The organism is Nitrosospira multiformis (genome assembly GCF_003050865.1).
GTDB lineage: Bacteria > Pseudomonadota > Gammaproteobacteria > Burkholderiales > Nitrosomonadaceae > Nitrosospira > Nitrosospira multiformis_E.
Genome location: NZ_QAOK01000010.1, coordinates 67,384 through 91,356 on the forward strand (window position 1 = coordinate 67,384; position 23,973 = coordinate 91,356).

At 50.1% G+C, this 23,973-nt stretch carries 24 protein-coding genes; 13 read left to right on the top strand and 11 right to left on the bottom strand.

The window, feature by feature from the left end; genetic code table 11:
* The first annotated feature begins 127 nt into the window (after window positions 1–127).
* From C8R21_RS07055 to C8R21_RS07075, 4 genes are all read left to right on the top strand, one after another.
* On the top strand, window positions 128–439 hold the full coding sequence (locus tag C8R21_RS07055; RefSeq protein WP_219906622.1) for an EAL domain-containing protein: 312 nt from the start codon (window positions 128–130) through the stop codon (window positions 437–439).
* A 192-nt stretch (window positions 440–631) separates the two neighbouring features.
* Window positions 632–1,405: a Crp/Fnr family transcriptional regulator gene (locus C8R21_RS07060; RefSeq protein ID WP_258192298.1), complete on the top strand. Its 774-nt coding sequence runs from the start codon at window positions 632–634 to the stop codon at window positions 1,403–1,405.
* A gap of 565 nt (window positions 1,406–1,970) precedes the next feature.
* Window positions 1,971–2,573, top strand: coding sequence for a peroxiredoxin (locus C8R21_RS07070; protein WP_107762071.1), 603 nt, complete (start codon window positions 1,971–1,973; stop codon window positions 2,571–2,573).
* 54 nt (window positions 2,574–2,627) lie between these two features.
* Window positions 2,628–3,089, top strand: a complete 462-nt coding sequence (locus C8R21_RS07075; protein WP_074975454.1) for a ferritin-like domain-containing protein — start codon at window positions 2,628–2,630, stop codon at window positions 3,087–3,089.
* A 42-nt stretch (window positions 3,090–3,131) separates the two neighbouring features.
* On the opposite strand, the gene C8R21_RS07080 is transcribed toward C8R21_RS07075, so the two are convergent.
* The 11 genes from C8R21_RS07080 to hemP form a co-directional block, all read right to left on the bottom strand.
* On the bottom strand, window positions 3,132–3,332 hold the full coding sequence (locus tag C8R21_RS07080) for a hypothetical protein (RefSeq protein WP_107762072.1): 201 nt from the start codon (window positions 3,330–3,332) through the stop codon (window positions 3,132–3,134).
* Window positions 3,333–3,574: 242 nt separating this feature from the next.
* Window positions 3,575–4,024: a hypothetical protein gene (locus C8R21_RS07085; protein WP_107762073.1), complete on the bottom strand. Its 450-nt coding sequence runs from the start codon at window positions 4,022–4,024 to the stop codon at window positions 3,575–3,577.
* Window positions 4,021–4,653 (bottom strand): acyl-homoserine-lactone synthase, encoded by a 633-nt coding sequence (locus C8R21_RS07090; protein ID WP_258192299.1) that lies wholly within the window; start codon window positions 4,651–4,653, stop codon window positions 4,021–4,023. Before C8R21_RS07090 ends, C8R21_RS07085 begins: the two co-directional genes overlap by 4 nt.
* A gap of 674 nt (window positions 4,654–5,327) precedes the next feature.
* The gene (locus tag C8R21_RS07095) at window positions 5,328–7,436 is read right to left on the bottom strand and encodes a TonB-dependent receptor (protein WP_258192300.1); all 2,109 of its coding nucleotides are present in this window, start codon (window positions 7,434–7,436) and stop codon (window positions 5,328–5,330) included.
* A 311-nt stretch (window positions 7,437–7,747) separates the two neighbouring features.
* The gene (locus C8R21_RS07100) at window positions 7,748–8,524 is read right to left on the bottom strand and encodes a PepSY-associated TM helix domain-containing protein (protein ID WP_107762075.1); all 777 of its coding nucleotides are present in this window, start codon (window positions 8,522–8,524) and stop codon (window positions 7,748–7,750) included.
* The gene (locus tag C8R21_RS07105) at window positions 8,521–9,183 is read right to left on the bottom strand and encodes a hypothetical protein (RefSeq protein ID WP_107762076.1); all 663 of its coding nucleotides are present in this window, start codon (window positions 9,181–9,183) and stop codon (window positions 8,521–8,523) included. Before C8R21_RS07105 ends, C8R21_RS07100 begins: the two co-directional genes overlap by 4 nt.
* 69 nt (window positions 9,184–9,252) lie before the next feature.
* Entirely contained in the window at window positions 9,253–10,251 is a 999-nt protein-coding gene (locus C8R21_RS07110; RefSeq protein ID WP_258192301.1) for a multicopper oxidase domain-containing protein, read from the bottom strand.
* Between the two features lie 102 nt (window positions 10,252–10,353).
* Window positions 10,354–11,247 carry a DUF2325 domain-containing protein gene (locus C8R21_RS07115; RefSeq protein WP_181258874.1) on the bottom strand — a complete coding sequence of 298 codons (894 nt, stop codon included), beginning with the start codon at window positions 11,245–11,247 and terminating at the stop codon, window positions 10,354–10,356.
* A 141-nt stretch (window positions 11,248–11,388) separates the two neighbouring features.
* The gene (bfr, locus tag C8R21_RS07120) at window positions 11,389–11,853 is read right to left on the bottom strand and encodes a bacterioferritin (RefSeq protein WP_107762079.1); all 465 of its coding nucleotides are present in this window, start codon (window positions 11,851–11,853) and stop codon (window positions 11,389–11,391) included.
* Window positions 11,854–11,893: 40 nt separating this feature from the next.
* Window positions 11,894–12,091 (bottom strand): (2Fe-2S)-binding protein, encoded by a 198-nt coding sequence (locus C8R21_RS07125; protein ID WP_074746923.1) that lies wholly within the window; start codon window positions 12,089–12,091, stop codon window positions 11,894–11,896.
* 49 nt (window positions 12,092–12,140) lie between these two features.
* Complete coding sequence (gene hemP / locus C8R21_RS07130; RefSeq protein ID WP_081363630.1) at window positions 12,141–12,326, bottom strand: hemin uptake protein HemP; 186 nt, start codon at window positions 12,324–12,326, stop codon at window positions 12,141–12,143.
* Between the two features lie 131 nt (window positions 12,327–12,457).
* On the opposite strand from hemP, the gene C8R21_RS07135 reads away from it, so the two are divergent.
* From C8R21_RS07135 to C8R21_RS07175, 9 genes are all read left to right on the top strand, one after another.
* Complete coding sequence (locus C8R21_RS07135; RefSeq protein ID WP_107762080.1) at window positions 12,458–12,610, top strand: type II toxin-antitoxin system RelE/ParE family toxin; 153 nt, start codon at window positions 12,458–12,460, stop codon at window positions 12,608–12,610.
* Window positions 12,611–12,641: 31 nt separating this feature from the next.
* Entirely contained in the window at window positions 12,642–13,463 is an 822-nt protein-coding gene (locus tag C8R21_RS07140; RefSeq protein WP_107762081.1) for an ABC transporter permease, read from the top strand.
* Complete coding sequence (locus C8R21_RS07145) at window positions 13,453–14,922, top strand: ABC transporter ATP-binding protein (protein ID WP_107762082.1); 1,470 nt, start codon at window positions 13,453–13,455, stop codon at window positions 14,920–14,922. Before C8R21_RS07140 ends, C8R21_RS07145 begins: the two co-directional genes overlap by 11 nt.
* Window positions 14,923–15,102: 180 nt before the next feature.
* A complete protein-coding gene (locus tag C8R21_RS07150) occupies window positions 15,103–16,791 on the top strand; it encodes a class I SAM-dependent methyltransferase (protein WP_107762083.1) in 1,689 nt (562 codons plus the stop codon).
* 250 nt (window positions 16,792–17,041) lie between these two features.
* Complete coding sequence (locus C8R21_RS07155; RefSeq protein ID WP_181258875.1) at window positions 17,042–19,474, top strand: rhamnosyltransferase WsaF family glycosyltransferase; 2,433 nt, start codon at window positions 17,042–17,044, stop codon at window positions 19,472–19,474.
* Between the two features lie 254 nt (window positions 19,475–19,728).
* Entirely contained in the window at window positions 19,729–20,577 is an 849-nt protein-coding gene (locus C8R21_RS07160) for a hypothetical protein (protein WP_146162457.1), read from the top strand.
* A complete protein-coding gene (locus C8R21_RS07165; RefSeq protein ID WP_107762086.1) occupies window positions 20,574–21,311 on the top strand; it encodes a hypothetical protein in 738 nt (245 codons plus the stop codon). Before C8R21_RS07160 ends, C8R21_RS07165 begins: the two co-directional genes overlap by 4 nt.
* 25 nt (window positions 21,312–21,336) lie before the next feature.
* Window positions 21,337–22,302 (top strand): glycosyltransferase, encoded by a 966-nt coding sequence (locus C8R21_RS07170; protein WP_181258876.1) that lies wholly within the window; start codon window positions 21,337–21,339, stop codon window positions 22,300–22,302.
* A gap of 379 nt (window positions 22,303–22,681) precedes the next feature.
* Complete coding sequence (locus tag C8R21_RS07175; protein ID WP_219906623.1) at window positions 22,682–23,839, top strand: glycosyltransferase family 25 protein; 1,158 nt, start codon at window positions 22,682–22,684, stop codon at window positions 23,837–23,839.
* Window positions 23,840–23,973: the final 134 nt, after the last annotated feature.

The following is a 23,973-nucleotide window of genomic DNA, read 5'->3' on the forward strand; positions in this document are numbered from 1 at the left end:
CTCATTCCTCGGTTCTATTCTGTTCGTTTTCTCACATAGACAGGTTAAAGGAGGTTAAAGCAAGTCAAAGTAAAAAAGATGTGGTTCTGAAAGACACTGACGATAGCATCCAGAAAATGGACGTATTATGGGGACTGGTATACGTTTTGCACTGGATGACTTCGGTATAGGATATTCTTCCCTGGCTTACCTCAAGCGTTTACCTGTGGAGAAGATCAAGATCGACCGGAGTTTCGTGCGCGACATCTCCCACGATCTAAGCGATGAAGTAATTGTTCCCACCATTATCGAGATGAGCAACACTCTTGGGATGAAAGTCATTGCCGAGGGGGTAGAAACAGAAGACCAGCGAGACATTCTCGCGCGAAATGGATGTTACACTTATCAAGGTTATCTGTTTGGAAAACCTCTTCCCATTGAGGATTTTCTGAAACATTAGGTGCTGACGCCCTTAGCCTCTTGCTTTTCACCTCCTATCGCCCTCCCGGCTTTTCCCCAAACTTTTCGGACGCTTGCGCAGTCAATGAGCCTGAGTAACAGGAATAGACCTCGTCCTTGTGCACCGGGTCGAGGCTTCGGAGTGTACTTCAGTCCAATGGAGAAAAGTGGGGAAAAAGAAATAATATGCCCCATGCTCAGTTCTCCCCTGCACCACCCCAGCCAGAACCATCTCCTCGCCGCTTTGCCGGCAACGGAGCTTGACAAGCTAATACCGCATCTGGAGCTGATTCACGTGTCGCCTGGAGATATTCTCTGCGAAGCAGGAGATCAGCTTCCTTATGCCTACTTTCCCGCTTCTGCCATTATTTCCCTCCATTACATCCTGGAAAATGGCGCCTCGTCGGAAATCGCAAACGTAGGAAGGGAGGGCATGCTTGGAGTCTCGTTGTTCATGGGAGGCGAAACTACCAGCAGTCGGGCAACGGTTCAAATCCCTGGCTTTGCCTATCGCCTGAAGGCCCCCTTTCTGCTACAGGGGCTCAACAGGGGAGGACTGCTGCAATGGATATTATTGCGTTACAGTCAGGCACTTATTACACAGATCGCCCAGATCGGAGTGTGTAACCGGTATCATACAATCGAGCAGCAGCTATGCCGCTGGTTCCTGTTAACGCTGGATCGCCTTGACTCCAGCAAACTGAGCATGACGCAGGAATTGATCGCCAATGCTCTTGGGGTAAGCCGGGAAAGCGTTGCGGGAGTTGCGGGAAAATTACAGCGAAAGGAAATCATTCGCTACCATCGGGGCCATATTACGATACTTAATCGGAGCAGGCTGGAAACAGGGGCGTGCGAATGCTATGAAACAATAAAGAAGGAATTTGACCAGGCGCTTGAGGACATGTGGAAGCCGGAATTACATCAAGGCAATCGGTCACCCAAAAAGATACTGCCACTTCTGTAGTATCACCCTCCGTATTTCGCTGGTCCCGCTCTGTACGTTTCGGCACGGAGCCCCATGCAGTGGACTCCTGTTCAACTTCTCAACTCCCCAACTCCACGCAACCGCACTTAGCGATCAAGTTGATATATCAGTGTGGCTTGGTTCACCACCGATGAACGTGCGACTTTTTCTTCCTTTACAGTCATGGAGAATTTGCCATGTATGCGGGATGCCGCACAGAAAGAAAATAGAGACAGAGCTATAAAGTTTGTGTTGATCCTGATCGATAAGAGGATAGAGGCGAGGTCGGTCGCCTGGATAGAAATGGAATTTATGGGCAACACTGTCCCATTAGCCGGATTGGCACTCTGTCCTCAATTTCGGGTCTTGCTTTCTTGCCGTAGCGCCTCGTCGTTCTTCATATCTACTACTGCTGTTCTGCTTTGCTCTTAAAAGGCAGAAGCAACAGTAGAAGGCTCGGTCAATCGTCGCGCTGTAATAGCGGCGGCATATATAGAAGAGCGCAACGAAAGGCCGCGAAAAATGTGGCAGTTTTCATGGTTCATGATCAATAAGGAGATTCAAGATGGCAGTGCTCGTTACACACCCTGCGCCCGACTTCACCAAACCTGCTGTTCTGGCGGATGGCACCTTCAATGACACCTTCAACTTTCATGCGCAAATTGCTGGCAAATATGCCGTATTGTTCTTTTATCCCTTGGATTTCACCTTTGTCTGCCCTTCCGAAATCCTGGCGCACTCGCACCGCGCAGAGGAGTTTCACAAGCGCAATGTGGAAGTGATCGGAGTCTCGGTGGATTCCCAGTTCACCCACTACGCCTGGCGCAACACCCCGGTCGATAAAGGCGGCATCGGCCCGGTGGGAATCACGCTGGTATCCGATGTAGGGGGAGATATCATGCATGCTTACGGCATTGCTCACCCGGACCACGTTGCCCTCCGCGCCTCTTTCCTGATAGATAAAAACGGCATCGTGCGCCATGAAGTCGTTAATGACCTGCCCCTGGGGCGTGATGTGGACGAAATGCTGCGCATGGTCGATGCCTTGCAATTCCACGAAAGCCATGGAGAGGTGTGTCCGGCTGGGTGGAAAGCAGGTGAGCCGGGGATGAAAGCCAGTCCCGAGGGTGTGGCGGAATACTTGGAAAGCCATGGCGAAGCGCTCTGATGCAACAAGCCTGTGCTCACCTCCTTGAACTCCTGTAACCTAAAGGTGAAACATATGGATTTCGATAAAGACAAGGCGATTGCACTGCTGAACAGAATCATGGAGCTCGAGCTTGCCGGAGTGGTGCGATACACGCATTATTCATTGATGGTCTTCGGCTACAACCGGATTCCAGTGGTGGAATGGCTCAAGAAGCAGGCTGAAGAAGGACTGCTCCATGCCCACAAAGCCGGCGAACTCGTCACCTTGCTGGGAGGCTATCCTTCGCTTGGGATCGGGTCTCTGCTGGAAACGCACGTGCATGACATCGGCGATATTCTGCGGGAATCGCTGGAGCATGAGAACCAGTCGCTCATCGCCTACTATGAGTTGCTGGAGTTGACCCAGGGCAAGTCAGTGCTGCTGGAGGATTATGCGCGCGGCCTTGTCGTCGAAGAGGAAATGCATGCAGACGAAGTCAACAAGATGTTGCGGAGAACGGGAAAGACAGGCGTATACGAAACGCCCAAGAGTTAGGCATGCAAGATGCCGGTTACGTTAAAAGCGATACAGATTGCCTTACTCTTCGCCTGCCTTAGGGCTGTAAACCATTCCGCTTAGCTGAATCATCAGGTCAATTTCGCTTTCGTCCTCATCCCGGTCCTGATCGTCTTGATCGAATTGGTAAAACTCGGTCAATGAAGAAAGCGGATCGTCCTCCGCCACATTGGCGGATGTCAGGGAAAGGAATGGTTGCAACATTACCTCAGCCAGACTCATACACTCCTCCTGGCTGGTTGTGAGATTGACTTCATAAATGCAGGTAGCCGGGATTTCATGATTTGCCTCCTTTTGAGCAATCCAGCCAATATCATTTGAAACCTTTGTCAGCTCGTGAAACCTTTGTCAGCTCGTACAGGCTACCTGCAACAGATGGCAGTACGATGAAAATTTTATGAATTATTAAACTTCTCGAAAGCTTTTGCCTCCTTTCCCCGTTCTACTGGCAACCTACCCGCATTTCATCCCCTTCCCGAATATTCAAAAGTAACCGGCTCCAACAGGGGCCGCTGGAAATCGTCGCGCATCAATGCGGCAGTTTCTCCCAGTGCGATTTCACGCAGCCTGCACCGCATGTTCAGGACGCCATTACCCGACTCGAATACACCGCAGGTATGCATCGTGCTGCAAGCCGGTTCATTCTCGGAAGCCTCGTGTGGTCCGACGTTATTCATGACCGCTACCGGCAAATGAGGATAGCGACGTCTCGCTTCCCGTACCCATTGCACCAGGTTCACCTGCTGGGTACAGTCGTCTACTGCGCCGTCGACCAGAACCATGTCATAGGCTTCCAGGTCCGGCTCCGGGAAGCTGTCCAGCGTTTTTCGCTCCAGCCTGTGCTTGGATTTTTCAAGCAACAGCTGCAGGAGCTGCCGGGTATCCTGTCTCTCTCCAACCAGTAGAATATTCATGCGGCTTTCCTCTGTGCGTTTTCGGGGAGTGTCCCAAAAAGGGCGAATTCGGTGATTGCATCGATTTCGATATAACATGCGACCGTCAAAACCCGACCGATTTTGATCGGTGCACCCAACCTCGAAACGTTGACGCCAAGCTTGCGTATCAGTCTCTCCACTGCGACGGTGGTAACGGTTACATAGCGCTTTATCTTGTTGTGGCGCGCGAAGAGAAACAGAGTCTGCATCATTTTTACCGGAATTTCGCTAAAGCCGAAACCGGCGCTCTCATATTTGGGGATCATGACGGCAAAGCGGCTCAATTCCCAGACATCCGGTTGCTGGGGCGCAGACTGTCCGTGCAGGAGTTGCGGGAAAGTATCCTTCAACATGTAGGGTCCTTGGGTGGGAAGCAATCGCCAGCAGCCGAGCACCTCGTCTTCATCCCCCTCGCCTCCCTCACTCCCTTTCGCCAGAACATAGACGGGATCTGCAAGATCGAACTCGTCATGCTCCATCCCGTTATCCGTGGTTACTTCCCAGCCGAGCCTGTCGTGAAAAACTTCGTGCCTCAGCCGATACATTCCCATTGCGGCCCGTTTATCAAGAGAACCATTGCCATGTTGTGCAAGCATGATCTGTCCCATTTTTTCACCCGTCGTTGGTTGATAACGACGCTATGAAACAACGGAACCGGACCCCCGAATAGCTGTAAAATCTTACAGGACTGGATGGGACATATCGGCTGTAATCCTTTCCTGATGCGGGTTTCGGCGGATAGGAGAGGATGCGTGCAAGGCGGGTTTTTTACGGGAAAACGGGCGGGAAATGCAGCATTCTGTCGAGGTGTCCGTTCGAATCCACCACAACCCGATGGCTCGGCCGCATAATGACGAAATCATAAAACGGAACTTTGCGCGGTCGCAAAGATTGTTCCTCAGCAGGGAAGCAAGAAAAATGGGTATAGGAGGACGATGGAGGATGGATCTCCCATCTCTCCATCGTCCGAAGACTGGATTAGCTGTTACAGGAGTACTTGGAGACTTATGCCGGTGGCACTCACGAACGCTCGGACCGATGGGTACAGCAAGGTCTCTCAGAACCTCGGACCGCACTTCCGCTCACATCCTTGGCACGTTGTGGTAAACAGGATGAGAGCGGGTGATCTCAGGCTCTGGAGTGAGAATACGGCTGTGCTGGCGAGCCCTTACCAGAAGTAAGGGCTGGCTGAAGGAGTTGTTATAGAAGCATGTTCAAGCGAAAAGATGTTTTCTCCCCAGCAAGGATGATTTCCTGCAGGGGAGCTGAACCTCTCCTACCATCAGTTGAAATTGAACCGGATGGAACCGAAGGCGCTGAGCGGATTTCCAGGCAAGGCCCCTGCAAATGTCGGATTGGTATAGTAGGTTTTATCCGTAAGGTTCTTTATGTTGACTGCGAGATCAACTTTTTTGATGCGATAAGATGCAGCCGCGTCAAACACGACATAAGACGGCACCTTGAGAAGATTCAGCGAGTCGGCATAGGAATCTCCTTTATAGGTGACCCCGAACCCGAACATCAACCCACGAGCCAGGCCGCTCTGTATCTCGTACGTCGTCCACAGATTGCCCATGGTGGTCGCGACCCCGACGGGCCGAGTTCCAAAGACACTTCTCGTAATGCCAAGCACAGAGTTGGTGGCAACATTGCCTGCTCGTGTTTCCGGGTCCATCACCACGCCATTACCGATGATGCTCCATCCGGCAATTGGGCGAAAGCCAAGCGATACCTCCACTCCTCGCGTGCGATCCTTCCCATCTGGAGTCGGGATATTGCCGGAACCGGGCAAGGTGACGAAATAATTATTGCGGCTGGATTGAAACAGTGCCACGTTGAGATCGGCCTTTCCGTCGAAAAGCATCATTTTTGCACCCACTTCAACCTGATCCGACGTCTCGGGTGCTGTGGAGAGCGCCTGCGGCTCGGTGGACAGATTGATGAAGGCGCCAGTGCTGTAACCCGCGTAGAACGCCAGATTCTGGGTGGGCTGATACACGCCGCCTGTAGAATAGGTGGTCATGGACCTCGTTTGCACGATTTCGCGATATCGGGTGGTTGATACAGGTGCTGTCGGGTTTGCCCTTTGCAAGCCTTTATCGCTGTATTTCACCAGGTCGTTGCGGATTCCGAGGCGAATCTTGAATTGCTCGGTCAAGTCGATCTGGTCCTGCGCATAAAACGAGACCTGGTCGCTGCTGATACGTCGATCGAAAGTAGGCGCACTCCTGACTGCTTCGTTGAGTGACGTTTCCACCATCGGGTTAAAAATGTTTATGTCACGCAAGACGTAGGTCGAGCGAGCCGCATTGATGTCTACATTCTTGTATTCGAAGCCTCCCAGAAAGGTATGCTTGACAGGCCCTGTGCTCGTTTTCCAAACGAACTCATTTTGCAGGGTGGTGTAACCGGCATTATCGAACTGCTGGTACGCGGTGCGTCCCGTGCTAAACCCGCTCGAATTACCCTGATTGCCGCCGGCATTGCGCAATAGCTCGAGCGTCCGCGCATCGTAGACGAACGCGGTGCGCATGCTCAAAGTGTCCGATATGGTCCAGTGGTGCGTCAGGCCAAGCCGGTTGATGGTATGGTCTGTCTTGTTGAAGCGGCTGTAATAGCGCGTGTCGCGGGATACATTGGCGATATTGGAATTGGCATCAAAGAGTATGCCGAAATTATCGGGCTTGATTTTGAGCTCGCGGTGATCATAGTCGACATGGAGCGTCTTGTCGTCCGCCAGTCTCCAGGTGAAGCTGGGGGAAGCCTCCACAATATTGCGCTCCAGGCCGCGGAACCCGTCTGTGTGCTCCATATCCGCAATGAGACGTCCCGCCACATTCGGCAAGTAAGGGATGGCGCCTGTCACGTCCACATAGCCGTTCCGTGTACCGAAGCTGCCCAGCATGGTGCCCGCGGACAGTCCGAAGTTATATCGCGGTTGCTTCGTCACCAAATTGAGACTCCCTCCGGGACCGGCGACTCCGAACAGCGCGGAGCCGGGGCCTTTCAGTACTTCGATACGCTCGATGTCGTACATGGTGCGGAAATAGTTGTTCTGGAGGTTCCCATCCGGAATATAGTCACGGAAAAAACTGAGCGCCAAGCCGCGCGACGTAAAGCTGTTGGCAAATCCGTACCCACCGCCCATCAGTGGCTGCACGCTGCTGACATTGCGCATGGCGTCATTCATCTCGATGACACCCTGCTCCTTAAGAACGGACGCCGGCACGACATTGACTGTCGCAGGGATGTCGCGCAAGGGTGTATCTGTCTTGCTGCCAGTGCGGGCGACATCCTCGATCGTTCCTGGACGGACCCGCCCGGTAGTCACTTTGATCTCCGGCAGGGTCGCATTTTTTTCCTTCTCTTTCTCTCCGTCTTGAGACGTCACTGCATTTTGGGCTGTCGCTGCGTCTTGAGGCGTCACTGCATTTTGGACCGTCGCATCCTGAGCCGTTGCGGACAATGGCACGGATGACCATGAACAAAACAGGGTTATAGGGACCAAAAAGCGGGATATGGGCTTGACTCTGGATAACTGTTTCACTTATAGCCTCTTTTAATTTTTTTACTGCTGGCTGGCTACAAGCACGAAGGCGTTGGCTGGCTGTGGATTCTTTTTCCCAATGAAATTGGGCGGGAAATTATAATCAATTGGACATTCTTTTATCGCAGGGCAGGGTATTTTTTCAAAAATAACGATCATGCCAGCGATAGCGTCGTCAGCATGAGGATCGCAGCGGTCGTCAGGGTCGTACCAATCAACCCCGCTGCCATCAAGCGCGGACCATGCAGGCGACTCCACAATAGGGTCCCGGTAATTGCCAGCACCAGCAGGCCGCCTGCCAGCGTATCAGTGAGCAATATCCAGACATTGGACATCCCGCTTCCCTTGTGGAAGTTTGCCAGGGTCGCCCAGGCATTGGCTTCTTTCCGCTCGATATGCGTCTCGGCATCCCCTTTCCAATATTCGGCGATCACGCTGTGATTGGGCGCAATGAGCGTAATACGCCAGTTTTCCGGCTGTATGACCTGGCCCCCTCCCCATGGCACCGGCCCCGCCGGTTTTTTCTGTGTGCGCGATTTTGCATCGGGCATTTTGAATTTCTCGCGCAGCCATGATTCCAGCGCCTCCGGTGACTCGACGCTGCTGGCCGGGGGAGTGAGTATTTCGCGGATTTCATGCTGCGCCGCGAGGGGAATCTTCATTTCACTGCGGTGGTTCAGCAGAATCCCGGATACCCCGAATAGCAGGCCAAGCGCCGCGCCCCAGAGTCCCATCCAGGCATGAGTGCGGCGCAGCCACACCAGAAAGCGGCCGCGCTTCATCCCCTGTGATAAAAAGAGGTAGCCGCGTGGCTCCGTCACTATGGGACGTGCGCCCTGGCTTGCAACTTGAGACTGCCCCATGCTCTGCGCAGTTGCTGAAGCTGTAGAAGATTTGGGGGTTGCTTGCACGCCGGGTTGAACAGTGCTCATTTGTACAGGCTGCGTGTGACCTTGTGGCTCTCGACCGCGTATGCCTTGCCCTCGAACTCGCCGGGTTTGTGCATCTCGTATTTCGCTTCGATCACGTACAGGCCCGGCTCGAGCAACGAGTAGGTCACCTCCCCTTTCTCATCCGTCTGCAGATGTTTCTCCCAACCATTGGGTGCGATAACCACGATTTCGGCCTTGGGAACGGGCTTTCCTAAATAGGTGAGGCGCAACGTGTTGCCGGATTCCTGGATATCGAGCGGCAGGCTGCCCCCACTGCCGAGACGTGTATAGAGAAATCTTCTGTAGGTAGGAGACGGGATCTGCCCTTGCGGCTCGCGTATGGATTGCTTGAGCGCCTGCACCAGTACGGCGCCGTCCTGAGCCTCCTTACCTGCCGGTATCGCAAAATAATTATTCTCGCGCCTGATTTCGACAGGCTTTTCAATGCCTTTCGCGTTTACCACCGTCACCTTCGGTTCGATAATGCTATCGAGCCTGCCCGGCGAAGGCTCACGCAGATTTTCCGCGTATTCACCGAAATAAAGCCGGATGGCTACAGCTTCTTTCTCAAGCCACAGCGCATGAGCTGCGACATCCAGACTGAGCACGCAGCCGATAATGCCCATACTTGTGGCATGGATAAATTGCACGAGTTTCATCGAGCTTTTCCTTTTCTATTATTTATCAGGGATTGGAAATGATGAGTTGTTATAAGTATTTATCTTGCATCATTTTGCCGGTGCCACGTTCCACCGGGTAGACATCCCGGCCATCATGTGATCGTCGACGTGGCAGTGCAGTAGCCAGTTACCGGGCGAACGCGGAATCATATCGACCGAGGTCATGCTTGCGGGGAGCACTTCCACCACATCGGTGCGGCGGCCGTGATCGAGTACTGTCTGGGCATGCCAGTGCACGGTGTGGTTATCCGTCTCATTGCCGAGTGCCACGACGTGCCAGCGCACACGCTTTCCAATACCTGTATCGTAACCCTTGAGGTTACCAAAGATACGGCCGTTGATCGTATGCTTCATTCCGCTTTCTTCCCCGTTCTCCTCATTGAAGATCATGAACAAGGTGGTGAACTCCTGGTCCACATCATTCGGCGACGGATCGCGCCCCGATCTTGCCATGCCTTGCCGGGTCACAATGATGGTACCGACCAGGCCGAGATTCGCCTCTTCCTCTTCCATTACATGCGAGTGATACAGCCAGACGATCGATGAAGGATCGGTTGGCCCGGGACCGGAAGCCTCATCCACAACCCAGGTATAAGTGAAGGATTTCCCTGGCGGCACTGCGGCCCCGATACCTGCTCCCGCGCTGGCGGCATCGGCCCCCTCGCTTTTCTTGTCATAGAATACGCCATGCGGGTGCATGGAAAGCGGCCGGTCGGTCTTGTTCAGAAAATGAACCTTGAGGGTGTCGCCCACCTCTGCCCGAAGCTGGGGGCCCAGAATTCCCGCCCACTCCGGCTGCACCAACCGCTCCTTGTAGCGCCCATCCTTGTAGCCAAAATAGCGGTATTTGGGATATGTCAGCGTTTTGCCCCACACTCCCAATCCATCATCCGGCTTGATCAGATTCTTCCCCGATGGCGCGTAGTTCCAGGTGGCTTTTTCCGCCGCAACCCAATATTCCCTTTCCGCGGCCACTGCCTGTCCCATACCGAAAAGCGCAAGAAGACCAAGCAGCGCCATAACCCGGCCTGCATTGCAAATATTCATGTTTTTATAATACGAATGATAATCACTGCAAGATATCATAAAAATCACGACCCGACCCCTACTAACCCCTACCGGTTTCTACACCGTCAGGTCTGAGTGTCCTTAAGCGGGTCCCTCTTCGGGAGAAGCTGGCCAACACCTCTTCGATTGATCGAATCTACCCGGTGCGGGGGAGGCACTCAACGCCGCCAGGGTTGCGATACCTTTACGAAAAGTGGAAAGACTTGAGCGATCCAACAAGACGCAGGGCTTGCCTGAACGCCGGCAGTAACGCTTGACGGTGAAAAAAGCAGTATGGTTTACGCAATCCATGGGACACACAACCATGTCAGCATGGTCCAACAATACGGGCAAGTGATGTCCGGGGCCCTGAGGCATGTTCCTGTAGATGACCAGCTTACCGCCGGAAGCCTCCACTACACGGCGATATTCCGGGTACAGAGCAGCGCGTCCCCCTACACAGAGAACGCAGCGCCCTCCGATACCGGATCCCTCGCACGCGCCGTCTCCTTTTTCACTGGAAGCGGCAGAAGGTGAATGCTCAAAAGAAAACGACGCAGGCGGAGCGCATTCCCTGATCAGTGGAAACCCATCCGTTTCGGCGACCTCCCGTCCGACACGATTTTCGGGATCGACTCGATCGGATGAGAGTGAAGGAACAAACTTGCTATCTGGCGGCAGCTTGTCGGCAGGTACTGGTTTCGATCTCTCAATCGCAGGCGACGATCGCCCCAGTCGCGCTACCCGCGTCAGCCTTGCAGGGGTAAAAAAAGGGTTGCTGTCCTGCCCCCTGAAAAATTGCCTGATAACCGCGACCAGATTTTTTCCGAGCAACGCCTGCAATATATGCGAAGGCTGTCCACGGCGGAGGGGTAAATTCGGGGAAGGAGAGGAATTACCCTGGCCGGAGGCTGCGGGATCGCGGTGCTCCGGTTCAATCAGGGCAGAAGCGGGAACACAGAGATTAGCCAGGGATGTTGCCTTAAGCTGTTGCACAGCCCATACTCCGGACAGGTCAGAAAGCTGGCTTGCCCTGTATGGGCTGGCTGGCTAAAAGTCAAAAAAGGTAAAAAGATTGAACAAACTCGAATAAGGGCCGCCGCTGGAAAAAGCAATCCAGCGGCATCATGAACAAATCTACATCTGGCTCTGCAGCCAGTTCTGGATACCCACCTTCTGCATCACATCCAACTGCGTTTCCAGCCAGTCGATATGCTCTTCAGTATCTTCCAGGATTTCTTTCAGAAGCTCCCGCGAAACGTAATCCTTCGCTGCTTCACACACGGCGATTCCACCAAGCAGCGTCTCGCGTGAAATCATTTCAAGCCTGAGGTCGCAGTCAACGCATTCCTCCGCTTTCTCACCAATCAAGAGCTTGCCCAGTTCCTGCAGGTTGGGCAACCCTTCCAGAAACAGGATACGCTTGATGAGCATATCGGCATGCTTCATCTCTTCTATGGATTCCTCATATTCCAGCTTGCCAAGCTTGTCGAAGCCCCAGTTTTCGTACATGCGGGCATGAAGGAAATACTGATTGATGGCCGTCAATTCATGCTGCAACTGGCGGTTAAGCCACTGGATAATGTCTGCGTTGCTCTTCATGTATGCCTCCTCAGGCGAGATCTCGAATTAACGAGTGGGTTTATGTGGAATGGTGTTGAACCACGTTTTTCTGCATCAGTGCCTTTTCCAGGACCTCCTTCGCGTGGCATGCGCATATTCCGCACTGCTCGCTCACACCCAGGCAAGTCTTTAAATCCCGCATCCGGTCGGCACCTCGATGAATGACGGCTTCGCGGATTGCGGTATCGGTTACACCTTTGCAGACACAAATATACATGATGAGCGCCCTAAGTCTACTATTCCCTGCTATTCGTCCAGTATTTCTGCTATTTGGTTAAAATGAGCTTACCGTTACGGGTACGCCGCAAGCGGTATTGCTCGCCCTGATGCTGAATAAACACCTCATCACCGTGTGAAAACAGCGCATCGCTGTAGATGCGTCGAGTCCGATCCAGCATGGCGAACTTCTGTTTATCCGCGTTGGTTTCCGGAACTGTGAGTAACTTATCCATGGCGCCGTTTCCGCAGTTATTAATGAGAATGATTCGTATTATAGGCGACTTTGGGTGAAATGCAAGGAGTGAATAAAAAATTTTCTTGATATTTTTCAACAGATCGATCGAAGGATCGCAAGCGATTTGCGTTGACTTCAAGTGTAGAGTCAGATACTCATATCCGGCCAGGTTATCGCCGGTATAATACCGGTCGGCATATGATTTATTTTCGCATCACACCCTACAACATCACCATTATTCGCATCCTGCATGCTCGCATGGATACTTCCCGTCATCCGTAGAACACCCGCGCAAAGCTATCCCCTGCGCTAAATGCAAAAATTTTCCGTTCTTCCACATGAAATGGCCGCAAGTCTCTGGCGCAACAGAGACTTGATTACTGCGCTTACCAAACGTGAAGTCATCGGCCGCTACCGCGGCTCTGTCATGGGCATGGCGTGGTCCTTCTTCAATCCCCTGCTCATGCTCGTGATTTACACGTTCATATTTTCAGTGGTATTCAAGGCGCGCTGGGGAGTGGGTGGAGAAGAAAGCAAAACGGATTTCGCGATTATTCTTTTCGTCGGCATGATCGTGCACGGCCTGTTCGCCGAATGCGTCAACCGCGCGCCCGCATTGATCCTGTCGAATGTCAATTACGTGAAGAAAGTCATTTTCCCGCTGGAGATACTCCCGTGGGTAGCATTCGGCTCTGCGCTGTTTCACACGGTCATCAGTGTTGGCGTGCTGTTGCTTGCACAGCTCCTCATCAGCCATCAATTGCCCTGGACCGTGATCCTTTTCCCCTTGGTCCTGCTTCCTCTCATTTTTATTTCGATGGGCTTTGCCTGGTTTCTGGCAGCATTTGGCGTGTTTGTACGCGATATCGGGCAGCTTACGGGAATGTTTACCACGGTATTACTGTTTCTTTCCCCCGTGTTTTATCCCTTGAGCATCCTGCCCAAAGAATATCAGGGTTTATTACAGCTTAACCCGCTTGCATTTATCATCGAGGAAGGAAGAAAGGTGCTCGTCTTCGGACAACTGCCAGACTTCGAGCACTGGAGCGTCATGATGGTTGCCTCCTTGCTGGTGGCGTGGGCAGGATTTGCCTGGTTCCAAAAAACCCGCAAGGGATTTGCCGATGTTCTCTAAAGGAGAAAACGTCGCCAAATCGGCGACCCCGCTCGCTCGTGAAACAGCGGAAAAGAATCTCGAAACAAACAGGGAAAATAAAGAGGCAGGGGCAAGCTCCAGCGATATCGCCATCAGCGTTCGCGGCATTTCAAAATGCTACCAAATCTATGACACCCCTCGGGATCGGCTAAAGCAGTTCATCATCCCTCGCCTTCAGCATCTGATGGGGCGACAAGTTCGACAGTATTTCCGCGAGTTTTGGGCGCTCAAGAATATTTCTTTTGAAGTAAGGAAAGGTGAAACCGTAGGCATTATCGGCCGCAATGGATCAGGCAAATCAACACTATTGCAGATAATCTGCGGCACGCTGGCACCGACTGCAGGAGGTGTAGAAACCAGAGGCCGCATCGCCGCCCTGCTGGAGTTGGGTTCAGGCTTCAATCCAGAATTTACGGGGCGTGAAAACATCTACATGAATGGCGCGGTACTTGGACTGACTCGCGAGGAAATCGACGGACGATTCGACTCGATCGTATCGTTTGCCGACATCGGCCAGTTCATCGACCAGCCGGTCAAGACCTATTCAAGCGGTATGTCTGTGCGCCTTGCCTTTGCAGTGCAGGCCCAGGTTGATCCGGATATTCTAATCGTGGACGAAGCACTCTCCGTAGGAGATGTAAGATTCCAGGCAAAGTGTTTCGCGCGCCTGCAGCAACTGAAAGATAACGGCACGAGCGTATTGCTGGTCACCCATTCAAGTGAACAAATCGTCACCCATTGCTCCAGTGCGATCTTGCTGAATAATGGCATGAAGCTTGAAAATGGTGAGCCCCGGCGCGTTGTAAACCGCTACCTGGATCTGCTGTTCGGCAAGGAAAGACGCAACATCGACTCCCCCCAAGCTCAGCCAGGAGATATATCTCAGGAAGACACAGGATATGCTGAGGCTGCATATCAGCTAAGCACTGGCGACGATGTCTTTCAAACCCGCAATGGGTATAACATGCACGAGTATCGTTGGGGTGATGGGACTGCCTCCATTCTGGATTTCCACCTTGCGGCTGACGGGGAACCCTATCCCTCAGCAATTACCGTGGGACAGACTGTCACGCTTGCAGTGTCCGTCAAATTCCATAGTGATATGCTGCGACCGATATTAGGTATCACCATCAAAACGAAGGATGGCGTAACCATTTCTGGCTCTAATTCTGAGATGGCGGATGTAGCAGACCTGCGAGTGCTTGTAAAGAAAGGGGCAACCCTGGTTGGCAAATGCAGTTTCCGCTGCGGACTGGGTGCAGGTGATTACTTTATTTCGCTCGGCCTTGCGACACGGGAGAATGAAGAAATCATCCCCCATGATCGGCGTTACGACTCGATACATTTTATCGTCGAGCCACATATCAAATTCCATGGATTGGCTGACCTCGCTCTTGACTTATCGATTTCCCAAATAACAGAGCCGAATTTGGTTTAAAAGTGATCCAAAGCTGCACAAAACCTTCATGCTCGTTGAACTCCGAGCATAAAAAAGAGTGTACAAGCTCCTTGTACCATACCGAGCAAGCGGAGTTTGTAAAAGGTGGATGTGTTGTGTTATTCCAATTAAGTAAATATCGATAAAGTAGAAGATTTATTTGTTATTTAAAAGATTCCGATGAAAAATTTAACTCTTAACCCGGACTATGTGTTTGACGTAGAAAAAAGCATCTGGTCAAGACCAAATTACTCAGGCATAGCGTACAGTGACGGGGATGAAGTAGAGCTTCATATTGCAGAAATAATCAATCGTGTATCCGATATTACAGTTTTATCTCCAGAGCTACGACAACATTGCATAGATTGGCCCACGCTCTATCATCTATTTGGTACTCGTGCCAACATTTTGCGTCCGTTCGCAGCCGCTCTCACTGGCGATATTCTTGAGATCGGCGCTGGTTGCGGCGCAATCACCCGCTACTTAGGCGAGTCCGGTGCAAACATTCTGGCTCTTGAAGGGAGTCCACGGCGCGCGACTATTGTTCGCTCCAGAACTCGTGATCTCGAAAACGTTACCGTGCTGGCGGAAAAATTCGACCAGTTTGAGTGTGACCATCAGTTCGATGTAATTACTCTAATTGGTGTGCTCGAGTACGCCAATCTCTTCACGCCTGGTCGCAATCCGCCACTTGCCATGCTTCAGCGCGTCCGATCTTTAATGAAACCGGAAGGCAAGCTGATAATCGCCATTGAGAATCAGTTAGGGTTGAAATATTTTGCCGGCGCTCCTGAGGACCATATCGGTCAACCCATGTATGGTATTGAGGGGCGATACAACCGAAACCAACCACAAACTTTTGGCCGTGCAATGCTTGCTAGCTTACTCGAAGAAGCAGGCTTTTCCACTGTTGAATTTCTAGCCCCATTCCCCGATTACAAGCTTCCTGTTTCGATACTTACAACCGAGGGTATTGGCGATAAACGGTTTGACGGTGCTGCGTTAGCTTGTCAGAGCGTAAGGCGCGACCCCCAACTCCCGTTAAGCACGAACTTCTCACTTGAGATCGCTTGGCCAGAGATATTCAAGAATAGGCTGGCCCTCGATATGGCAAACTCCTTCCTAGTCGGCGCATCGTTATTGCCAGAACCCATTGTTAAACCGGGAGTCCTTGCATATCACTATACTACTGACAGAGCTCCCCAATATTGTAAAGAAACGGTATTTGAACGTACTGACGGAAATATGGTAGTTGTTAATTATCATATGTTAAGCAGTAAACCTCATATTGAGGCGGTAGATCAACTTATACGTTTTAAGTATCCTCAGAAAGCAGCATATGTGAGAGGCACGACTCTGTCTCTGGAGTTTGTAAAAATAGTTACCAGAGAAGGTTGGTCAATTGAAGAAGTGGCGGCATTTATTCAGCGCTATATTAATATGCTTTCCCTCATTGCCGAACAAAAAAAATATGCAGTGAGCATGTCACAATTGACCGATAAGCTGCCTCCTGAATTTTTTGATATTACCCCTCAGAATATTATCATCGATCATAATGGGCAACCCAATATCATAGATGACGAGTGGTCAATGAATGGAGGCATTGAACTCGGCTGGCTCCTGTTCCGTTCCTTATTACCGATAATAGAGTCAGTGCGTTTTGCCGAGAATTCGACAGGGCAAACCTTTTCACGAGGCGGTTTTGTTAAATCCGCGCTGGAAGCCGCGGGGTTTCCCCTCACAAAACGAAGAGTGCCGAAGATTCATAGAGCTAGAGTTTACTGTTCATCGACTGGTAACGGGACGCAACTCTCAAGAATTTTTGAACCAGTGGTCAGAACAGCCGTTACCTGCCAACTCTGTAACTAATCGCGATGAGCAAATCGCTAACCTTGAACAATCTATAATCGAGCGCGATAGACGGCTAGCGGACCTCAGTCAAGCTCATCTTCGAATTAACGCACGAATTACGGCTATAGAAAATAGCACGTTTTGGAGGATGACGTCCCCCCTACGACGAGCGCTGACGAGGAAGCCTACCCTGAGAAAGTTTGGAAGACATGCTGCTGAGCTTATCTGGTGGACGAAAAAACTGGAGCTAGGAAAGAAACTGCGAGAATTGAATACACCCGCCATTACACGTGCTGAAACACCCCACCTTGCACCTCCCACTGATGATTATTGTTTGGTTGTTCCTTTAGATTATTCCATAGGTAATTGGGATGCTGTACCTAGCATAGCGGTTATATGTCATATGTACTACGTGGAATTGGCTGAGGAAATCAAGCGATATCTTACAAAGATTCCGTTTCCATTTGATTTATTCATCACAACTGATTCGCAAGAAAAGCAATTAGCAATTGAGAGCCATTTTAATGATTGGAACAAAGGAGCAATCGAGATTCGGATTGCTCCAAATCGAGGTAGAGACATAGCACCAAAATTGATTGCATGTAGAGATGTATATGACAGATATGAATTTATTCTCCATATCCACACCAAAAAGTCGCCGCATTATGAGCTATTGCGAGGATGGCGCTCTTATCTATTTGAAACGCTTCTTGGATCGAAAAAAATCGTGGAAAGCATATTTGAAGCGTTCAGAAGCGATTCCAAGCTTGGAATGGTGGCGCCACAGCATTTTGAACCGGTAAGGCATTCAATCGGGTGGGGCTGGAATTTCAAGAACGCGGAAAGGTTTGCTCGCAGATTAGATATAAAAATATCGTTGAATGGAAGACTAGACTTTCCGTCAGGTTCAATGTTTTGGGCTAGATCAGCTGCACTAAAGCCTCTGCTAGATTGTAATCTTTGCCTAGACGAATTTCCAAGTGAAGCCGACCAAGAAGATGGAACTCTAGGTCACATCATCGAACGTCTATATTTCTTTGTGTCCGAGCGTGCAGGCTACCGCTGGATAAAAATAGCTCAACCATCTTTGATGGGCCGAACAGAAGGAATGAAAAATGTCCAAAATCAGAAGGAACTATTAAACTTTATCAAGGACACTCAGTACGGGCTTCTAAAATCCAGGAAGTCACAAGTCCTTAAATTACCCTTCATAACCTCCAGAAACAGTTCTCTGGATAGGAAAAGAGACTTGGAGTTGCTCGCTTACGAGAGGTCTAGTTACAAATTTATAGATTTTCCACAGTTCCAACGTCAGCTGAAGCTCCATATGGAAAAAAAAGACAGCTTAATTGATTTTGACGATGATTTTTACCTTAACGTCAATCTAGACGTGGCAGCGACTGTAGCTAATGGCGTTTTCTCTTGCGGTTTCATACATTATTGCTTAAGAGGCCAAGATGAAGGAAGAATCTGGAGTGACAATCAGTTAAAACGGAGATTTTCCATCTCACCGAATTTTCCCGAAGGCTTCACTGCACCCGTCTATATTCGTCCACTTCCACAGTCCAACATCGACCTAAGCCATTTGCCTAGAAGTCAAGGAACATTTTTATTAATATTTTTTTCTCATTTACAAGACGATCTTTTTTTCGCAGGCTACACCGCATTTTTCCAGGATTTTAAGCCCCTTTTTGGAAAGTTTTCTAAAGTCGTCCTTTCTGTAGAAAGTGATAGATTCGATCCTCGCCTTGCGAAGCGGTATTCAGACCAGATTGAAGTAGTTCAGGCAAAAGAACTTGAGAGACTTAAATATCAACCCGATCTTATAATTGCTTTCAATAGTCAACTTTTCATTAAGGCGTTGCAAATTTGCAATAATCCAAATAGAACCGTTTATTATTGCCAAGATTTCGAGTCTGGATTTTTTCCCTATGGGGCAGAATATGTAGAAGCTGAGAGAGCAATTGCCTCATCGCATAATATCATTGTATCCACAGAACTCCTTAAGAGCTTTTTCATCAGTAGACAATTATTAGACAAACAAAGAGTTTTCACTACTAGTCCTAAAATTGAGCCTCTTGACGTGCGGGCAGAAAAAACAAAGCGCCTGTTCTTTTATTTTCGCCCCGAGTCTTTTCATCGAAGAAATCTTCCACAAACTATTATGGAAGCTGTCGAGAACTTTTGCAGGAAACATATTGGATATGAAATATTTTTGGTGGGATCAGTCGACACTCGCTACTCCTATAAGATAAATGGAACACCAGTGTATGTTATTAATAAACTACCGAGGAAAGATTATATTCAGCTAATTTCTTCCTGTGACCTAGTGGTCTCAATGATTTATTCTGCTCACCCCGGCGTAATAGCGTTTCAATCTGCCGCATCTGGAATACCTACTATCACAAACGTGTTTGAAAACAGAGATGCAAGTCTATTGAAGCAAATCTCAGAAAATATCCTACCCTATGACCCTATTCGGGAAGATCTTTTAGAAATCATTGAAGTAGCGCTAACCATGCCAAAAGGGAAGAAGTCGTTTAACGACAGACTGTATTCCGGCCACAACACGCAATCGCTTAGCGACTTTATCGATATCGTACTCTCATCTGAATCCGCAGTTACAAATGGAAGCGGGAAGATAAATCAAAATTGGGTTGAATCAAACCTAACGCAGCGCAAGTTTGTGAAACAACGTTGAAGACTCTACGACACTTATTTGATTTGTTAAATTTTCAACTAATAAAGCAATCCAGTTAAGTCAGGGTCCACACACCCTGATGGAGTTGCCCACCGAACGCGTAATTAGTTTCATTAGCAAGACATTGAGCTAATACCCGTTACTCGTCTAGTATGTAATATGAATTCTGTCCTTAAGGTATTCTAAGATCAAGAAGCTCAGTGAAAGAACAGAGACTGCCAGAATTAATTCATTCCATTTGGTCTAACAAACTGTTGCGCCAGATATACAGGAATCTACCGCTACCCTGGTATTTCAAGCATCGGCTTAAGGACATATATCTGGGTCGGCCCGGTGCGTGGAAGGTCTTCATCAAAAATGTTTCCCGGTTTGACCGTAATCCTGATGCCCTGCCTTCTGTAGCCGCGAGCACATACCAGTATGATCCGGCGCAGCGGTGGATATTGGTGGTGGATTCGTCAGTGCTTTCGACCGACGAGGATAACGGCGCTCATCCCATGCTGACGCTCCTTCATCTGCTGCGAGAGATGGGGTTTCATATGACCTTTGTTCCGGATTCAACCGAGCTGCTTCGCGAGGAAGCACTTGAAAAACAAGGTATTCATCTTCTCCGCGGACTCGATGCGGTCCCCCTCCATCTGAGGACCGAAGGGGGGAAATATCATCATGTACTGTTACATGGACCTGTGACAGCGTTCCGGCACTTACCCTACGTGCGGGCATACGCGCCCTATTCAAGGGTCATCTATTGGATGGTCAATGCGCAAGCGGCCGTTCGTCCCGCCGATCCTTCTTTTCCCGATGACAGCATCGAACTTCATCGACTCGAACTTTTCAACACCACGTGCGCGGACCTCGTACTCGTAGCCGGTGATAAGGAAAAAAATAATCTTTTTGCGGTGCAACCTGAAACAAAAATCGCCTTGGTGCCAGGTTTCCCAACTCTTCATTCTGATGACAGAATCAGAAAACAATGGGCCAATATCTTTTCAGCACCCGATACGCCGCTCCTTGATTGGAGTCTTGAAAACAACGAAGCCAAATTTCCAGTTTTTCCAAGGGATGGAGAGCACAATTCCACCCCTTCGGGAAGCGCAATATGAGCAGTTCGGGAGAAACGCCCCCGCAGATGTTACGGGTACTCATAGCCGGAATATGTCTTGCCGACAAGGAGAACCTTGCTGTTGACATCAGCCAGGAATTTGCTGGCAGCAAGGACTGGGCAGTCGAGCAGCAATGGGTCTCATTGGGAAAAAACCTGCCAAAACCGGAAATCACATCTCTCACCGTACAAAGACTGGAGACTCCCGCACCCAAATTCCTGTTGCTGAATCGACTATTAAAAACAATCAATCTGTACGATTTCGAATACATCATTGTCAGTGATGACGACATCGTTCTACCAGTTAATTTCCTCGATTCCTATCTTGCGCTGGTATCGCACCATAATTTCGCGATCGCGCAGCCTGCAAGAACTCATGAAAGCTATATCGATCATCCATTTGTGGAGCAACTCGATGGAATCGACGCCCGCTGGACTCGTTTTGTCGAAATCGGGCCTTTATTCTCTTTACATCGTAGTGCCTTTGATTACATTCTGCCTTTTGATGAGGCAAGTCCCATGGGCTGGGGCAATGATTTTGTATGGCCAGTTTTGGCTGAGAAACACAGTCTTAAAATGGGAATTGTCGATGCCGTACCGGTTGCCCACAGCTTGCGCAAACCGGTGGCGTATTACGACTATGCGTCAACCGCAAAGACCATGAACGATTATCTCTCAAGGAAACAGCATCTATCCAAAAAAGATGCGTTCTTCATACTCGAATCCTATGCCTGACCGCTCCCTTTTCCCAGAACATAGTTTGGCAGTACCGTTACTGAGCGTAGTAATCTGTACCTACAACCGTGCATCGCTATTGGCTCAGGTGCTGGAGAGCTTGTGCGAACAAACGCTGCCTGCAGAGCGTTTCGAAGTTGTAATAATAAACGACGGATCAACCGACGACACGAAGGCTGTGGCGGATGCCTATGCTAAAAAACTCCCTCTGCGCTATCTCTATCAGCGTAATGCCGGATTGGCTAGTGCGAAGAATCACGGCCTTTTTGCCAGCCGGGGTGATCTCGTATTTTTTCTGGATGACGACGACATTGCTTCCGAAATCCTCCTGGAAGAGCATGTCAAAACGCACCTGAAATTTCCAGCTGAACATTACGCAGTACTGGGTTACACCGCTCTCGACCCGGAAATCAGCGAGAATCCGCTCATGCATTTCGTCACCGAAGTAGGTTCTTTTTTATTCTCCTATCCGTCTCTAAAGCATGGAGATATTCTCGATTACTCTTATTTCTGGGGTGGGCGTTCCTCCTGCAAGCGCTCCTTCCTGCTGGAGCATGGCGTATTCAATCCTGTTTTCCGCTTTGGCGCAGAGGATCTCGAACTGGGCTATCGGCTCTCGAAGCACGGATTGCGGGTGATTTACAACAAGAACGCTGTGTCCATCATGGTCAGGAAGATAAGTTTCGATGCTTTCTGCCATCGGCTGGAACGCCAGGGGTCCTCCAATTACGTCATGAGTAGGCTTCACCCTGAACCGGAAATCCAGCGATGGGCAGAAATCATCGACCTGGATAAAAACTGGGCGATGATAAACAGGCACTATGACGCCATCGTCAGATCAGCCCGTCATCTCGATTCAATTGCCAACCTGAAATTGGCGGCAGGTTTCGATCTCGATGATGAAACCCGCAATCTCGTCTATCGGGGATACTGGGCGGCCTTTAAGGCGTGCAAGCTGAAAGGAATTGTGAACAAGAGAAACCTTGCATGATATAGGTGAAGGTTCGCGACGCGCAGTGAGACGTACGCAATGAGACGTAAAGAGGCATTCCTTTACAATTTCTGGAAATACTTTTGATGTCACTGTATCCATAGGATAAGCAGAACTTTTGCGCGCACCAAGCACTAAAATTCGAAAATTAGCGAATAGCTACGCTCGTATCGCCGCGGCAGCAAAATATTTTCGGCAGCATCCTGAAGTTCTAAAGGGATATTTCTCGTTCGCTCGAAAACTGGGCCTGCTGAACGCCTTATCGCGCTTTAGCAAGAGCCTCAGACGAGGTGGAGCTCGCCGTATACTTGCGCCGCAGGTTGGAACTACGCAATTGCGGTTGCGGCTAAGTTCCAGTGATCCCGTCATTATCCTGGCCATGCCATGCCAACTCAGTGCAGCCAACCGCATCGCGAATGCATTATCCCGCGCTGGAATCGCTTCGAGGATCGTGCAAGGATCATCCATAGAGAGGTATGATGAGCGTACCCATTTTGTCATCAACGCTCCAGCGTTTGTGCATCTTCCCGCTTCTTATATTGCCGTCCAGGTGGAGGATTCAAGCAAGGCGGACATGTTTACTGAAGCCTACCTGCAAATCCTGCAAAATGCGTCTGCCATTCTCGACTACTCAACCGCAAACATTGCCTTTGTTTCGCGCAAGGGCCTCGATCCACGCCGGATTTTCTATCTTCCCCTGGATAGCTACCCGGACAACACGGATTACTTCTTCTACCGATTCCTGTTGGCAACGGATAATATTTCGTTCGAGGAGTTCTGGCACTTGGCGGGGCACAAAGCCGAACTGCCAAGTGACACCGTCTGTCTTAGCTTGCCTGAATATGTAGAACGCGCCGCAGCATTTAACGAAGAAAATCGTTTCGGGTTTTCATGTTTTCCTGGACTAAGGCATACCCAAAGCTGGATCGGTTGCGCGCTGAGCTACAAGTACCTCATCATGCTAGCGCGCGAGCAAGGTCTGCGGCAAATCATGATCTGTGAAGACGATGTCGAGTTTCCATCCGATTTTGAGATGCGGTGGCGAGACATCCGAGAATGCCTGAATGAGGCTGACATTACCTGGGATATATTCGCAGGTTTGATAGCCGATCTGGATAAGGACGTTGATGTGTTGGGTCTATACAAATTCCGGGGTCAGCAGTTGGCAGTCATCAATAAGCTGATGAGCATGGTTTTCAATGTTTACAGTGAACGCGTCTACGATACGATTGCGCGGTGGGATCAAAATAACCACGACGTGACAACGAACACGATAGATCGCTATCTTGAAAGGCAAGGGACACTCAACATACTGACGGTCGATCCGTTTCTGGTCGGGCACAAGGAGTCTCAGCAATCCACGATCTGGGGCGTTGAAAATACCCACTATACTGATCTTATCAAAGCCAGTAATCAGTTATTGAAAGAAAAGATTCTCATCCACAAGAAAAACGCCAGCTTCCCCAAATTCACGCTTGGATGCCCAGACCTCCCACTACGCGATGTCACGCACCAACACCGGGACCAGGAGTTGTAGACGCAAAAACAGCATTCGCAGAGTGGATCTGGAGCGAATACGACTGGTGATCAGATTTATTGATTGCTGCGACAGCGCTGACTCATGGTCTGAAGGTTGCTACCAGGAATGTTCAACATTTTGTCCCGGCAGGT